Here is a 15,628-nt window from a genome sequence, read left to right as displayed (position 1 = left end):
GGATAATTATTGACTGACGGTCAATAATGTGGTAATGTGGTCTGTGAAATCAAGGAGAAAACCTTGCAGTATTATTTGGAGGACAGAATGAAATTCGGACGTGGATTTGGCAAGAAAGTGGTAAAGTACAGGATGGTGATCCTGGTGGTGAGCCTGTTGCTCCTGATTCCATCGGTGTTCGGGTATCTCAACACGCATATCAATTACGATATGCTGACATACCTGCCGGATACCATGGAAACCATGAAGGGACAGGATCTTCTGTTGAAGGACTTTCATAAAGGAGGCTTCACCATCGTCGTTACGGAAAACATGAGCAAGAGCGATGTGAGCCGTATGGCGAAAAAGTATAAGACAATCAAGCACGTGGATTCAGTGGTCAATCTGCAGGACGTCATCGATCCGTCGGTACCCCGCAGCATGTATCCAGAGAAGGTAAGAGAGGACTTTGACAACGAGAACGCCTCGATGATCGTAGTGTTCTTTAACCGCTCCACCTCGGATGAAGGCTCGCTGAACGCCATCAAGGAGATCCGGAAGGTCAGTACCAAGCAGTGCTATGTGTCCGGCATGAGTGCCTGCGTGCAGGATCTGAAGGCTCTGTGTGAGCAGGAGGAAGCCAAATATGTGTTTATCGCAGTAATCCTTTCGCTGATCGCGATGATGCTTCTGCTGGATTCCTACCTTGCGCCATTCTTGTTTCTGGCAAGCATCGGCATGGCAATCATGTACAACCTCGGGTCGAACATTTTCATGGGGGAGATATCCTATGTAACAAAAGCTATCGCGGCGGTGCTGCAGCTGGGCGTTACAATGGACTATTCCATCTTCCTCTGGCACAGCTATGAAGAGCGGTTGGACAAAGGAGAAGAGGATCTGAAGGCTATGGCCAACGCCATCGACGATACGCTGGTTTCGGTGGCCGGAAGTTCCATCACCACCATCGCCGGTTTCCTGGCACTGTGTTTCATGACATATACGATGGGCCGTGATCTGGGAATCGTAATGGCGAAGGGCGTTGTTTTCGGCGTTTTGGCCAGCGTTACGGTTCTGCCGTCTCTGATGATGCTCTTCAACAAGCTTCTGAAAAAGACGAGACACCGCGGACTGATCCCGAACACAGAGAAACTGGCCCACGGGCTCACCGCCCGTTACGGCGTATATATCCTGATTTTCTGTGTATTGCTGTTCCCGGCGATTTACGGTTACAATCATGACAATACAGTCTATGATTTTGCCAAGATCCTGAACGGAAGCCAGGGTCTTTCGGAAGAACAGGCTCCATTCTTGAAGGCGAACGACAAGCTGGAGGAGGATTTCCACATCGGCACGACGCACATGGTTATCGCGGATGCAAATCTCTCATCCAAGAAGGGCTATGCGATGAGCAAGGATATGGAGAATGTCAAGGGTGTTGAAAACGTACTGGGACTGGACGCCTTCACAGGAACTGCTATTCCTAAGGAAATACTGCCCAACGAGATTACCGACGCGATGATTGCCAAGGGGCATCAGCTGATCATGGTCAACTCCAATTATAAAGTCTCGACTGATGCGTGCAATACGCAGATCAAGACACTGAAGAAGGTGGTTGCCAAATACGATCCCACCGCCAAGGTCATTGGCGAAGGCCCGGCGACCATGGATCTGATCAACCTGACTGCCAAGGATTTCCGGGTGGTGAACATCATATCCATCGCTGCGGTGTTCCTGATCATCCTCATTGTACTGCGGTCCGTGACCCTGCCGTTCATTCTGGTGGCAGTCATCGAGTTCGCGATTTACGTAAACCTGGGGATTTCCGGATTTACCGGCCTGGAACTTGCGTTCATCGTTCCGGTTTGCATCAGCACGATTCAGCTCGGTTCAACGGTCGATTATGCGATTCTGACATCCACCCGGTACAAGACGGAGCGGATGGCCGGCAAGGCCAAGCGGGAAGCGGTTATGATCGCCTCCTCAACGTCGATGCCGTCCGTAATCACCAGTGCGGTGGGTTTCTTCACCGCAACCTTCGGTGTATCGCTGTATTCCGATATCGGCGTCATCAGCGTCCTCTGCGGACTGATGGCACGGGGAGCGATTATCAGTATGCTGACCGTAATCTTTATCCTGCCGTCCATGCTCATGGCCTTTGATAAACTCATCTGCAAGACGACCGGCGGGCTGAGAGATATTTACAAAAAAGAGAAAAAGCAGGTCGTTCAGGAGGCCTGATCCACAAAGAACAAGTACGGAGAGATTCCCTCGCGGAACCCGGCGGGTTTCTTTTGTAACCGCTGCCGCGGAGGAATTCAAAGGTTATAAAAAGTAAGTATTATTGGAGGAGTAAGTAAAATGAAAGGGAAAGGAATCACAGAGAGAGGAAGGCTCACCGCTGCATTGGCGGTAACGCTGATCGTCGCAGTCGTCTGCTTCTTCAGCCTGAACAGTTTCTCCTTTGGAGCGACCTCGGAGAAGAGCGGCAAGAGCAGTTCAAACAAGGTCTCGACGACGGACAGCTCCGGCGGAAACGACGGAAAAGAGACAGTTTACATCATGCAGAAGGCCAACGGAAACGAATATAAACGTGTGGTCAGCGACGAGGGTAACCTGAAGTACAAAGGCTATGACGACGCGCAGCTGCCGGTCACCATGAAGGTGTCCTACACGCTGGACGGAAAAGCCATCTCCCCTGCCGACCTTGCGGGGGAAAGCGGTCATGTGAAAATTCACATCACCTATACAAATAATATCAAAAGGAACAACGTCTATGTACCGTTCGCGGTCATGACAGCCTTCATCTTCGACAACGATGATTTCTCCAACGTGTCCGTCGATAACGGCAAGGTGATCGATGACGGAACCAGAAACACAGTGGTCGGATACGCCCTACCGGGACTGAGCGAGAGCCTGAGCCTGAATCTGTCAGAACTGGATTCCGGCGCGAAGGACATCGATATTCCGGAGAGCGTCACGATCGAGTGCGATACCACAAAGTATAACGTGGAGAATGCTTATTCTGTAGTTACCGATGAAATGTTCCAGGATATCGATATGTCCGATGTCAACAATGCCTCAGACCTTAAAGATAAAATGGATGAGGTGAAGAGTGCTGCGAAGAAGCTGGCAAATGGAACGAGTCAGCTCTCGAACGGAGCGGATAAGGTCGCTTCAGGAGCCGGAAAGCTTTCCGCAGCCAGCAAGACTATTAAAAACGGTGCGAAGGACGTGGCGAGCGGAACAAATCTGCTTAAGTCCAAAACGCCGGCACTGGCGGGAGGTGTCAGCAAGTTGGCTGCCGGTTCTAAGCAGGTCTCGGACGGCAACGCGGCTCTGCTCGCAGGGCTAAAAGAAATGCATGGACAGGTAAATGTTCTGGCATCTGGGGCAAGCGATGTCAGTAAAGGCGCGAATGACGTATCGAAGGGCATTCCGCAGGTTATTTCAGGGATCACAGATAATCTAGAGGAAATCACTGCAAATAACGATAGTATCAATAAGGGAACAGATGAGGTTGTAGATACAATTATTACATCTGTAAACCAACAGATGAAAGCCGCAGGATTGAATAATATTTCAATTACTGAGGAAAACTATGCCGCTCAGATCGGAAGTGCGATTAGTAAGGCGGACAGCGGCATTTCTCAATACGACGCGGCAATAAAAAAATTAGAGGCCGCCGGGCAGAGTGATTCGGATACCTATAAAGAAGCAGTTGCCGCCAAAGCGAAGCTAGAGGTTGAGAAAGCGAACTTGCAGGGGACTAAGAAACAGTTGGATGCTTTGACTAACTATCATTCTGGTGTTAAGTCGTATACTCAGGGTGTCAGTGATGTGCTGCATGGAATTGAGAAAAGTAAGGACATTTCCAAACTTGAAGCTGGCGCTAAATCGGTTGCTTCCGGTGCAGACAGTGTATCTGGAGGCGTAAACAAGGTAAAAGATGCGCTTTCTGATGATGGCGACTTAGTCAAAGGAGCTCAATCGTTAAGTCAAGGTTCTAAAGAGGTTTACGACGGAGTTGTCGCTCTGCAGGGCGGAAGCACAGAGTTGGTCAGCGGCGTGAACAAGCTGGCGTCCGGCTCTATGCAGCTGTACAACGGCACAGTGACTTTCAGCAGCAAGGAGGCTGAGCTGGCCTCCGGTGCGGCAGCGCTGGCAAAAGGCGCGAAGACTCTGGACAAGAGCGTTGACAGCGCTATGAACAAAGCGAAGAGCGAGATTGACAAGCTGAACGCCAGCAATCTGCTGGACGTGGTGGACAACGCCAAGGCCATCCAGAAGGCTGCGCAGGACTACAACAGCTTCGGCAATACAAAAACTTACAAATCAGTAACCTTCATCTACAAGATGGATGAGGTTTCTCCCAAATAATACTAACTAAATGAAAAAGCCCCGACGTTCAATACGCCGGGGCTTTTTCATTTGGTTAAGTTTTGCTTCTGAAGAAAGAGAGAGGCCGTAGCATATAGGATTCAGGATTTCTTCGTGCTTACTCCCGTGTTCTCCGGCGCATCGCAGACCGTGCAGAAATACAATGTGTAAAAGATAGGTTAAAATATTGTATAAATTTTTTAATTCCTGTGTACAAAAACAGAATTTGGTGTATATTATAGATAAGGAGAGGTGTACTAACAGTGTGAAGCAGAATATATTCGTTGTTTCATGGAATTGGAACAGGAGGGTAGTCATGCAGCAGTTACCATTTAAATTCCGGATTGTAGAGTATGCCGTCAGCCTGGGCAGACCGCTGACATCCATCGATGTCTGCAGAGGCCTGAAGAATGAGTATCAGGAAAAACAGTGTAACGCGAGGAACATCGAGGACATCATGCAGACGCTGCAGAAGACCGGCATCCTGACGGGAGTGGATCAATATTTCGACAGAGAAGGACGGATCAGAACCCGGTATGCGGTTACCGATCAGGGCAGAGCCTACTACGTAGGCATGCCGCAGGAGTCCTGAAATTTCAAGTTTTGCGGAGGGAACTGCTGAACGCCGGCAGTTCCCTTTTTTTGTGCGCGGCGCTTCGCGGCAGCTGCTCTCGTCGCGGGAGTCGCCGCCTTCTCTCTTGAGGTCTTTGTACAAAGTACAAAGTATTTTTTGTTCCGGCCTCGCGGTTCCCGTACAGAATTGAAAAAATGTACATATATTTGTTGCCGAACAACAAATCACATGGGGTGATTTGTTCTTGATAAACTAATAACTATCGTTGATTCCTGGCGGGAAATAAAGTATACTATAGATTAAGAATTGTGCGCATTTTATTTTGTTAAAGGAAGACGTGTTAAAGAATTTTATGAAAGGGAGGTGAGCAGCGTGTTCGTCGAGGAACTCTCGAAGATAAAAGAGTGTGAAGACCGGGCGGATCAGGTGCAGCGGGACGCGCGCACGGAGGCTCGGAAACGAATCGAAGACGCAGAAGCGGAGGCCGGAAGGATCGCAGAGGAGGCGCAGACTAAAGCGAAGGATATCTACGACGCCTTTATGAAGGAAGGACAGGAGGAATCGGACCAGAAGTACGCCGCCGCCATGAAGCAGGCAGAATCGGACAGTACACAGCTGGTCGAAGCGGCGAAGAAGAATAAAGAAAAAGCTATCGGTCTGATAGTAGAAAGGATTGTGAGCACCAGTGTCAATCGCTAAAATGGAAAAACTGGCTGTCATTGGCCTTGACACGGTGAAGGAAGAACTGATTTCCAGACTGATGGATCTGGGAATGGTGGAGATAACGGATCAGTCGGCACGGCTGGCGGAGGAAGACTGGGTCGGCCTGGGTGTCCGGGACGGAAATGAAGATGAGGTCGCCGCACTGGACGCGGAGATCAACCGGGTCGATACAGCGATCGAGCTTCTCGAGAAGTACAGTACCGCCAAATCGCCGCTGTTCTTTACAAGAAAAGCCATGAAAAAGTCGGAGTTCGAAAAGATCATGAGGGACAAGGACCGGATCTCGCAGAATGTCGACTATATCATGGGACTGAACGAGAGACTCCATTCCTGCAGGGAAATCATCAACAAGAGGAATTCAGAGCTCGCCTCATTAACGCCGTGGGTCAGCTACGATCTGCCGCTGGAGATCAGCGAGACGCAGTGCACCAGAATCGATCTGGGCGTTGTGCCGTCTACCGTCGATATCGACGGACTCCGGAAGGCGATCGGAGACGACAGCGAATACGTGTCCCTGCACGAAATCAACAGGGACAAGGATATGATCTACCTGGTGATCATATCGCTGAAGGAAGACCAGGACGCCGTCATTGCCAGGCTCAAGCAGTGGGGCTATTCCCCTGTACCGTTCCGGGAGTTCCGGGGTACGGTGACGGAAAACACAGAGCGGATCACCCGGGAGGTTGCCGAGACCAGAGGACAGGTCGCCGAGATTGAGGCGGAGATCACCGCCCACGACGATATGCGGTTCGGCATGCAGTGCCTGCAGGACCGGCTGGTCATGCAGCGCGATCGTGAGAAGGTGAAATCCCGGCTGCTGAAAACCAAGAGAACTTTCAATCTGGAGGGCTGGATTCCTTCCGAATGCAGGAAATCCGTGGAGGATGTCCTGGAAGAGAAGGGATGCTGCTACGAATATCGCGATCCGGAAGAGAACGAGGAGGTTCCGGTTCTGATCCACAACACCAGGTTTGGAACGCCGTTCTCCGCAATTACGGAGATGTATTCCCTGCCGGATTACAGAGGTTTCGATCCGACGGACATCTTTGCGATCTTTTATGCATTGTTCTTCGGACTGATGCTGTCAGACGCGGGCTACGGTCTGGTCATGACCATCTTCTGTGCGGTGGTGCTGCACAAATATGATCTGGAGGGGATGACCCTCAAGATGATCAGGATGTTCCTGTACTGCGGCATTGCGACTGTATTCTGGGGAGCGCTGTTCGGAGGATGGTTCGGAGACTTTCTGCCGACCTTCACGCAGACGGTGTTCGGACATAAGGTTCCGCTGAATCCGATCTGGTTCAATCCTATCGAGGATCCGACGAAGCTGCTGATTTTCTCGCTGCTGTTCGGCGTGGTGCATCTGTTCATCGGTATGGGGATCAATGCATACATGCTGATACGGAGAGGCCACCTGTTCGACGCGTTCTGCGATGTGTTCGCCTGGTATATGATCATCGCCGGAGCCGGCCTCTGGCTTGGCGGAGGATCAATCTCCGCAGCGCTCGTCGCCCCGGGGAAATGGGTGTGCATCGCGGGCTGTGTGATCGTCCTGCTGACCGGCGGACGGAAGAAGAAAGGCGCCGGCAAGGTAATCGGCGGTCTGGGCGCGCTGTACGGCATTACCGGATATATTTCCGATATTCTGTCCTACGCCAGACTGCTGGCTCTGGGACTCGCGACCGGCGTAATCGCCAATGTGGTCAACCTGCTGGGCTCCATGCTGGGCACAGGTTTCAAGGGCTGCATCGCCATGATTATCGTCGGAGTCATCGGACATGTGTTCAATATGGCGATCAATGCTCTGGGATCCTTTGTACACGCTAGCAGACTGCAGTACATTGAGTTCTTTGGAAAATTCTATGAGGACGGCGGAGAACCCTTCGACCCGTTCCGTAAAAATACAAAATATGTCAGATTAGTAAATGATACAGACGGAGGTATGAAATGATTACAGGTAACGTATGGGCACTGATCGGTGCCGCGGTGGCAGCGCTGGCAGGTATCGGAAGCGCAATGGGTGTTGGTATCGCAGGACAGGCTGCGGCAGGTGTACTGGCGGAGGATCCGAAAAAATTCGGTAAGACGCTGATTCTGCAGGCACTTCCGGGCACACAGGGAATCTATGGTCTGCTGATGGCTTTCCTGATTTTCATCCGCATTGGACTTCTGGGCGGCGGAATGCAGGATCTTTCCGTGGCACAGGGACTGTATGTGTTCGCATCCGCACTGCCGATCGGGCTGATCGGAATCTGGTCCGGTATTGCGCAGGGCAAGGCTGCCGCGGCGGGCATCATGCTGCTGGGCAAGAGACCTGATCAGATGGCGAAGGGAATCATTTATGCCGCGATGGTGGAAACCTACGCGATTTTCGGATTGCTGGTATCCATTCTGATGCTGTTCAACCTTGGAATTTAGTGATTGACAGGAAGTGACAAAATGGGCATAGAGAAGATTACATCAAAGATCATGAGTGAAGCGGAAACCGTTGCGGGCTCCATTCTCAGCGAAGCCGATTCCGGCAGTGATGCAATCATCGCGGAGGCCAGAGAGAAGGCGGAAGCCGTTGTTTCCGAAGCGCGGGAACGTGGCGCCGCGGACAAAGTCAGAACGGTGAACCGCCGCGAGGCGGTTGCGGCCATAGACGGACGCAAGCTGATTCTGGCCAGGAAACAGGAGATGATCGCGGACTGCTTTGACGGAGCTATCGGACAGATTGCGTCCATGGACAAAGACAGGTACGTGGAGTTCCTGGCCGGTATTGTGAAGAGCACTGGGAGCACCGGCGGCGAACTCGTCTTCAATGAGAAGGACGCCGCGGAGGTCGGACCGCAGCTTGCAGAAAAGCTGAATCGTGAAACAGAGGGAGGCGCTTTTTCCGTGTCGGACGAAACAGAACCGATCCGGGGCGGCGTGCTCCTGAAAAACGGACAGGTATATGTCAGCGGCAGTATCGAGTCTCTTGTGGACGAGGTGAAAGGCGAGCTGACAGCAGAAGTTGCAAAGGTGCTGTTTGGCGAATAGGAGCGGAGGAACATGGCAAAAAGAAAAGAAAATGATTATATCTTTGCCGATGCGTTCATTGGCTGCTACGTCCGGAATCTGATGAAGCGTCAGGACCTCATGAGACTGGCGAACTGTACGGATTTTGACGCGGCAGAGGCCCTCCTTCAGGAATTTGGCTACGGAGAATCGCCGGAGGTCAAGGAAGGCGATGTGGAAGCGTTTATCAGAAGAGAACAGAACAAACTGTTCGATATGATCTACAATACATTGCCGGAGCGCAAAGAACTTGCGCTGTACCTGTACCCCTACGATTACCATAATGTGAAGGTCTGCCTGAAATCAGAGCTTCTCGGAATCACGCCGGACGACACGTTTCTGATGTCGACGGGCGATATAGAATGGAATAAAATGATGGCGATGATCCGGGACCGGAACTATATGTTCATGCCCGTCAACATGAAGCACGCCATTGAAGAGGCGATGGACCTTTACAGCAGGGGACATGATCCCCAGATGATCGATATCATCATGGACAAAGCCTGCTACAGGGACATGCTCCGTGCGGCCGAGGAGAGTGGTGAGGAATTTCTGATCGGCATTGTGAAACTGCAGATCGACCTCCTGAACCTCAAGGCGTTCGTGCGGCTCAGAGAAATCGGCAAGGCGTGGTCCTTTTTTCAGACGGTTTATTTGGACGGCGGAAATATCCAGGAACAGTTCTATATTCAGAGCTGGGAGGAACCCTATTCCCAGGTGGCGGACAAGCTGATTCCCTATGGTCTGAAGGATATGATGGCCGAGGGAGGCCGGATGATCAAAGAAGAAGGGGACTTTACTTTGTTCGAGAAAATGCTGGAAGACGCGCTGATGGAATACAACAAGAAAGCCAAATATCTTTCCTTCGGCATTGTCCCTATCGCCGGCTACTGGTTGGCAAAGGAGGTCGAGATCGACAATCTGAGGATCGTCCTGACGGGGATTCTGGTCGGTGCATCGCCGGAGGAGACAGGTGAAAGATTGAGGGAACCGTATGTATAAAATCGGAGTCATCGGCGACAGGGATTCTGTGCTTGGATTCAAAGCAGTCGGTCTGGACGTGTTTCCGACCGAAAAGGCAGAGGAGGCGAAAGCGGCTCTGCGGAAATGGGCAGAAGGCGAATACGCCATCATTTACATCACAGAAGGCCTTGCCGTACAGTTGGAAAAAGAAATTGATAAATACAAGGATTCAAGGCTGCCTGCCATCATACCGATCCCCAATAAGGACGGCCCGTCCGGTACAGGACTGAACAACGTCCGTAAATCGGTGGAACGCGCAGTCGGCGCAGACATACTATTCGGAGGTGATAGATAATGAGTCAGGGAACAATCGTTAAAGTATCGGGGCCACTGGTAGTAGCGTCTGGTATGGAAGATGCGGATATGTACGACGTGGTCCGCGTAGGTGACCTTGGACTGATCGGAGAGATCATTGAGATGAGAGGCGATATGGCCTCCATTCAGGTATATGAAGAAACGGCGGGAATCGGACCGGGAGCACCTGTGGTTTCAACAGGAGCGCAGCTTTCTGTCGAACTGGGGCCCGGACTGATCGAGAGCATTTACGACGGCATCCAGCGCCCGCTGGAGGTCATGTTCGAGCAGCAAGGGGCAAACATTCAGCGAGGCATCCAGGTTCCCGCGCTGAACCGGGAAAAGAAATGGGATTTTGTGCCTGTCGCAAAGGCCGGCGACCGCGTCGGACCGGGGGACATCATCGGAACCGTTAAGGAAACCGTTATCGTGGAACAAAAGATCATGGTTCCATGGGGAGTAAGCGGTACTGTGGAGTCTGTCGAAGGCGGAGCATTTACCGTCGATGAGACAGTCTGCAGAATTAAAAAAGATGACGGAAGCATCGAAGAACTCAGCCTGATGCAGAAGTGGCCTGTGCGCCGGGGCAGACCGTACAAAGAGAAGATGGTGCCGGACATGCCGCTGGTAACAGGGCAGCGGGTCATCGATACGCTGTTCCCCATCGCCAAGGGCGGTGTCGCCGCGGTCCCCGGACCGTTCGGCTCCGGAAAAACCGTAGTGCAGCATCAGCTGGCGAAATGGGCGGACGCGGACATCGTCGTCTATATCGGCTGCGGTGAGCGCGGAAACGAGATGACTGATGTACTGATGGAATTCCCTGAACTGAAGGACCCGAGGAGCGGCGAATCATTGATGAAGAGAACCGTGCTGATCGCGAATACGTCCGATATGCCGGTAGCCGCCCGTGAGGCATCTATTTACACGGGAATTACCATCGCGGAATATTTCCGCGACATGGGATATTCGGTGGCGCTTATGGCGGATTCCACATCCCGCTGGGCGGAGGCTCTGCGAGAAATGTCCGGTCGTCTTGAGGAAATGCCGGGTGAAGAGGGATATCCTGCTTATCTGGCGTCTCGTCTGGCGCAGTTTTATGAAAGAGCGGGACGCGTGGTCGCTCTCGGCAGCGACGGACGGATCGGAGCGCTTTCCGCGATTGGAGCGGTATCTCCTCCGGGCGGCGATATCTCGGAGCCTGTTTCCCAGGCGACACTGCGTATCGTCAAGGTGTTCTGGTCTCTGGATGCGGGGCTGGCCCACGCCAGACATTTCCCGGCGATCAACTGGCTGTCCAGTTATTCGCTTTATGTGGACCGTCTGACGCCGTGGTTTGAGGAAAATGTTGCAAAAGATTTCCCGGCTCTTCGGAACCAGGCTATCCGTCTGCTTCAGGAGGAAGCGGAACTGAACGAAATCGTGCAGCTGGTCGGAGTGGACGCGCTGTCCTTCGAGGATCGTGTCAAACTGGAGGCCTGCAAGTCCATTCGTGAGGACTACCTCCACCAGAACGCGTTCCACGATGTGGACACATATTCCTCGATGAACAAGCAGTATAAACTGCTGAAGCTGATTCTGGGATACTATGATCAGTCGGTGGACGCTGTTTCCAAAGGAGCGCCGTTTAACCAGCTGGCCGCTGTCCCGGTCAGAGAGACCATCGGCAGATTCAAGTATATTGAGGAGAAGGACATCGATTCGTCCTACGAGGAGATCTTGACCGAGATGAAGAAGGAAATCACTGATATAGTAAATAAGGGGGCGGAAGACGATGATTAAGGAATACAGAACGATATCTGAAGTTGCCGGACCTCTGATGATGGTACAGGACGTGGAAGGCGTCACCTATGACGAACTGGGAGAGATCATTCTGCCCAATGGAGAACGCCGGCTCTGCAAGGTGCTGGAAATTAACGGCGGGGACGCTACAGTTCAGTTGTTCGAAAGCTCTGCGGGAATCAACCTGAAAGAGAGTGCTGTAAAGTTCCTGGGGCACGGAACACAGCTGTCCGTTTCACCGGAGATGCTGGGCCGTGTATTCGATGGAATGGGGCGTCCCAAGGACGGCGGACCGGAGATTATCGCAGAGAAACAGATGGATATTAACGGACTTCCGATGAATCCGGCAGCCAGAGATTACCCTGCGGAGTTCATTCAGACCGGCGTATCTGCCATCGATGGCCTGAACACGCTGGTCCGGGGACAGAAACTTCCGATTTTCTCGGGAAGCGGACTTCCCCATGCGGATCTGGCTGCACAGATTGCCCGTCAGGCAAAGGTCCTCGGTGACGATGCCGGAAACTTCGCTGTAGTCTTTGCGGCGATCGGAATCACTTATGAGGAGGCGGACTTTTTCGCCTCCGACTTCCGAAGAACAGGAGCGATCGACAGAACTGTCATGTTCATGAATCTGGCCAACGACCCGGCGGTAGAGCGTATCGCCACGCCGCGTATGGCGCTGACTGCGGCCGAATACCTGGCTTTCGATCTGAACATGCATGTGCTGGTCATTCTGACGGATATCACCAATTACGCTGAGGCACTCCGTGAGGTATCTGCCGCCCGCAAGGAGGTTCCGGGCAGACGCGGCTACCCGGGCTATCTGTACACCGACCTCGCGACGATGTACGAGAGAGCCGGACGGAAAAAAGGTTATCCCGGCTCCATTACAATGATCCCGATTCTGACGATGCCGGAGGATGATATCACCCATCCGATTCCGGATTTGACCGGATATATCACAGAGGGACAGATCATTCTGTCCCGTGAGCTGGACAGGAAGGGAATCAAGCCGCCTATCGACGTTCTGCCGTCGCTGTCCCGTCTGAAGGACAAGGGAATCGGCGTCGGGAAAACCCGAGAGGATCATGCGGATACAATGAACCAGCTGTTCGCCGCCTATTCAAAGGGCAAGGAAAGTTTGGAACTGATGTCCATTCTGGGCGAAGCGGCTCTGACGGACGTCGACCTGATGTATGCGAAGTTCAGCGAGGAATTCGAGAAACGCTATGTGTCCCAGGGATACGATACAGACCGAAGCATTGAGGATACGCTGAATCTCGGATGGGAACTCCTGAGGCTTCTGCCGAAGGGCGAACTGAAACGTATCAAGGATGAACTGATCGAGAAATACCTGAAGGAGAACGAGGGAACGGAAACGAAGGAGTAAGCGATGGAACGAATGAATGTCAATCCTACAAGGATGATGCTGACTTCGTTGAAAAAGCGCCTGAAGACAGCCGTCCGCGGCCACAAGCTTCTGAAGGACAAGCGGGACGAGCTGATGAAGGAATTTCTGGATCTCGCCCGTGAAAACGGGCGTCTCCGGGAGGATGTGGAGAAGCGCCTTGGGAATGTTTACAAAAACTTCACGGTGGCGAGCTCCATCATGAGTCAGGAGGTTATGGAAGAATCTCTGATGTTCCCGAAACAGGGCGTTGAGCTTCAGGTCAGCAGCAGAAACATCATGAGTGTGGATGTGCCGGTCTTCGATTTCAGAACCACGGCGGAGGATCCTGCCGACATCTTCCCTTATGGATTCGCCAGGACCTCAGGAGAACTGGACAATGCGATTTCCGAGCTGTCGGATATTTTTCCGATGCTTCTGGACCTCGCGGCCAAGGAGAAAGAGACGGCTCTGCTTGCGGCTGAGCTGGAAAAGACGCGTCGACGCGTGAATGCGCTGGAATACGTCATGATTCCCCGACTCCAGGTCACGATTAAATATATCCAGATGAAGCTGGACGAAAACGAACGAGGCAACCAGACAAGACTGATGAAGGTCAAGGATATGATGCTGGAGGAAGCCATCGCCGAGAAAAAGGCGAAGGACGAAGCCGCCATCGAGCGCATGGTGGAATCTTGCCAGTAGCGGCCGGCAGCGGAGCTCTTCGGCAGCAGAAATACGGTCCTCAGCTACGAAGCCGTGAACCGGCGGAGCCTCACGGGCGGTTACGCCGGGGCAGGTTCACGAGCGGTGATGCCGGCGCGAAACCTTATATAAACCGCGACGCCGGGGCCAAGCCGCACATACACTGAGATACGAAATGAGGAAAACCACCTGTTGAACGGGTGGTTTTCATGCTATAATAAAAACCATGGATAAAGGACAAAAAATCAGATTGCAGATAAACGATATGACTACAGACGGAAGCGGAATCGGACACAGTGAAGACGGCCTGACCGTCTTTGTGAAAGGAGCGCTTCCGGGTGATACAGTGCAGGCGGAGATCTTCCGGGTGAAGAAACGTTATGCCCTCGCCCGGCTACTCAGTATTGACGAACCGTCGGAAGACAGGACAGAAGGCTTTTGTTCCCTGGACTCCCGCTGCGGAGGATGCCCCATGGGCAGACTTACCTATGACGCGCAGCTGAGGCTGAAGGAGCGGCACGTACGGGACGCGCTGACCCGCATCGCGGGGCTGAGGGATCCTCTGATCCGGACGGCTCTGGAGGCGGAGTCCCCCTGGCGCTACCGGAACAAAGCGTCGATGGCGGTCTCAACCGGCGGGATTATCACGCGGAAGGGCGGGATTGTTGAAAATCTCGGAGAACCGGCGGTTGGCTTTTACCGCGGAAAAAGCCGTGAGGTGACGGACTGTCCCGACTGCGCCCTGCAGACGGAACCGGTTGCCTCGGCGGCGGAAGCGCTGCGGGAGTTCATGCGGCAGGATCACATTACCGGCTACGATCCCCGCTGGGAAAAGGGCCTTATGCGGCATATGGTCGTCCGTACGGCGTTCGGCACCGGCGAGGTCATGGTGATTCTGGTGATCAACGGCAAGGGGATTCCCCACGCCGCCAAGCTTGTGGCGATGCTGGACGAGGCCGTCGAAGAGCCCTTCAGCCTTGAGAGCGTTATTCTGAACATCAATAAAGGAAAGCCCGGCGAAATTTTCGGTGACAAAACCGAGGTTCTTGCGGGTCGCCCGACTATTAATGAAGAACTCGGCGGTATGCGGTATGAAATTTCTCCGCTGTCATTCTACCAGGTAAATCCTGCACAGATGGTGAAACTTTACAATAAGGCGGCAGAGTATGCGGCTCTGACCGGCGGCGAGACGATTCTGGATCTGTACTGCGGAGCCGGGACCATCGGCCAGTGGCTTTTGAATGAGCTACGGAAGCGTGACGAGGAGGCTTTCGCGGGCACAAAGGTCATCGGTATTGAATCACAGAGAAGTGCCGTTCTGGACGCTAACCGTAATGCGGTAATCAATGGGATCGTAAATGCACGATATGTATGCGGAAAGGCGGAATCTGTGCTTCCCAGGCTGATGGGGAACAGCGGCGATACGGCTGATTTCGCAGCTTCGGCTCCGGTCGATGAGGATCTTCGCGTTACAAAGGCAGATGTCGTGATTCTGGATCCTCCCCGCGCCGGCTGCGATGAACGCCTTCTGGATGCCGTGACTGCGGCAGAGCCCTCCCGAATAGTCTACATATCCTGTGATCCGGCCACACTGGCCCGGGATGTGAAATACCTGAACGGGAAGGGCTACCGGTTCATAGAAGCGACCCCCGCAGATCTTTTCTGCTGGACCGGACACGTGGAGACGGTCTGTTTGATGTCAAAGGTTAAGTGAAAAAGGGCGTATAAGCCTTGATTTCAAG

Annotated in this window: 13 protein-coding genes; all 13 read left to right on the top strand. The window is 52.8% G+C overall.

Features of this window, described 5'->3' with window-relative positions; translation table 11 throughout:
* The first annotated feature begins 87 nt into the window (after positions 1-87).
* The 13 genes from FYJ64_RS02155 (at position 88) to rlmD (ending at position 15,600) form a co-directional block, all read left to right on the top strand.
* Positions 88-2,217 carry an efflux RND transporter permease subunit gene (locus FYJ64_RS02155; protein ID WP_154573595.1) on the top strand — a complete coding sequence of 710 codons (2,130 nt, stop codon included), beginning with the start codon at positions 88-90 and terminating at the stop codon, positions 2,215-2,217.
* A 120-nt stretch (positions 2,218-2,337) separates the two neighbouring features.
* Entirely contained in the window at positions 2,338-4,356 is a 2,019-nt protein-coding gene (locus FYJ64_RS02150) for a YhgE/Pip domain-containing protein (RefSeq protein WP_154573594.1), read from the top strand.
* Between the two features lie 316 nt (positions 4,357-4,672).
* Positions 4,673-4,948, top strand: a complete 276-nt coding sequence (locus FYJ64_RS02145) for a hypothetical protein (protein WP_154573593.1) — start codon at positions 4,673-4,675, stop codon at positions 4,946-4,948.
* Between the two features lie 288 nt (positions 4,949-5,236).
* Positions 5,237-5,629, top strand: a complete 393-nt coding sequence (locus FYJ64_RS02135; RefSeq protein WP_154573592.1) for a V-type ATPase subunit subunit G family protein — start codon at positions 5,237-5,239, stop codon at positions 5,627-5,629.
* Positions 5,616-7,607, top strand: coding sequence for a V-type ATP synthase subunit I (locus FYJ64_RS11705; protein WP_206045504.1), 1,992 nt, complete (start codon positions 5,616-5,618; stop codon positions 7,605-7,607). The genes FYJ64_RS02135 and FYJ64_RS11705 overlap by 14 nt, the downstream gene beginning before the upstream one ends.
* Entirely contained in the window at positions 7,604-8,074 is a 471-nt protein-coding gene (locus tag FYJ64_RS02125) for a V-type ATP synthase subunit K (protein ID WP_154573590.1), read from the top strand. Before FYJ64_RS11705 ends, FYJ64_RS02125 begins: the two co-directional genes overlap by 4 nt.
* 21 nt (positions 8,075-8,095) lie before the next feature.
* Positions 8,096-8,680: a V-type ATP synthase subunit E gene (locus FYJ64_RS02120; protein WP_154573589.1), complete on the top strand. Its 585-nt coding sequence runs from the start codon at positions 8,096-8,098 to the stop codon at positions 8,678-8,680.
* Between the two features lie 12 nt (positions 8,681-8,692).
* The gene (locus FYJ64_RS02115) at positions 8,693-9,700 is read left to right on the top strand and encodes a V-type ATPase subunit (RefSeq protein WP_154573588.1); all 1,008 of its coding nucleotides are present in this window, start codon (positions 8,693-8,695) and stop codon (positions 9,698-9,700) included.
* A complete protein-coding gene (locus FYJ64_RS02110; RefSeq protein ID WP_154573587.1) occupies positions 9,693-10,016 on the top strand; it encodes a V-type ATP synthase subunit F in 324 nt (107 codons plus the stop codon). The genes FYJ64_RS02115 and FYJ64_RS02110 overlap by 8 nt, the downstream gene beginning before the upstream one ends.
* Positions 10,016-11,794: a V-type ATP synthase subunit A gene (locus tag FYJ64_RS02105; RefSeq protein WP_154573586.1), complete on the top strand. Its 1,779-nt coding sequence runs from the start codon at positions 10,016-10,018 to the stop codon at positions 11,792-11,794. The genes FYJ64_RS02110 and FYJ64_RS02105 overlap by 1 nt, the downstream gene beginning before the upstream one ends.
* Positions 11,787-13,184: a V-type ATP synthase subunit B gene (locus FYJ64_RS02100; protein ID WP_154573585.1), complete on the top strand. Its 1,398-nt coding sequence runs from the start codon at positions 11,787-11,789 to the stop codon at positions 13,182-13,184. Before FYJ64_RS02105 ends, FYJ64_RS02100 begins: the two co-directional genes overlap by 8 nt.
* Positions 13,185-13,187: 3 nt before the next feature.
* Positions 13,188-13,886, top strand: a complete 699-nt coding sequence (locus tag FYJ64_RS02095; RefSeq protein WP_154573584.1) for a V-type ATP synthase subunit D — start codon at positions 13,188-13,190, stop codon at positions 13,884-13,886.
* A 226-nt stretch (positions 13,887-14,112) separates the two neighbouring features.
* Positions 14,113-15,600 carry a 23S rRNA (uracil(1939)-C(5))-methyltransferase RlmD gene (gene rlmD, locus FYJ64_RS02090; RefSeq protein WP_154573583.1) on the top strand — a complete coding sequence of 496 codons (1,488 nt, stop codon included), beginning with the start codon at positions 14,113-14,115 and terminating at the stop codon, positions 15,598-15,600.
* Positions 15,601-15,628: the final 28 nt, after the last annotated feature.

Origin of the sequence: Hornefia butyriciproducens (genome assembly GCF_009695915.1) — a bacterium.
GTDB lineage: Bacteria > Bacillota > Clostridia > Peptostreptococcales > Anaerovoracaceae > Aminicella > Aminicella butyriciproducens.
The sequence above is the reverse complement of the archived record's forward strand: the minus strand, read 5'-3'. Positions and strand labels throughout refer to the sequence as shown.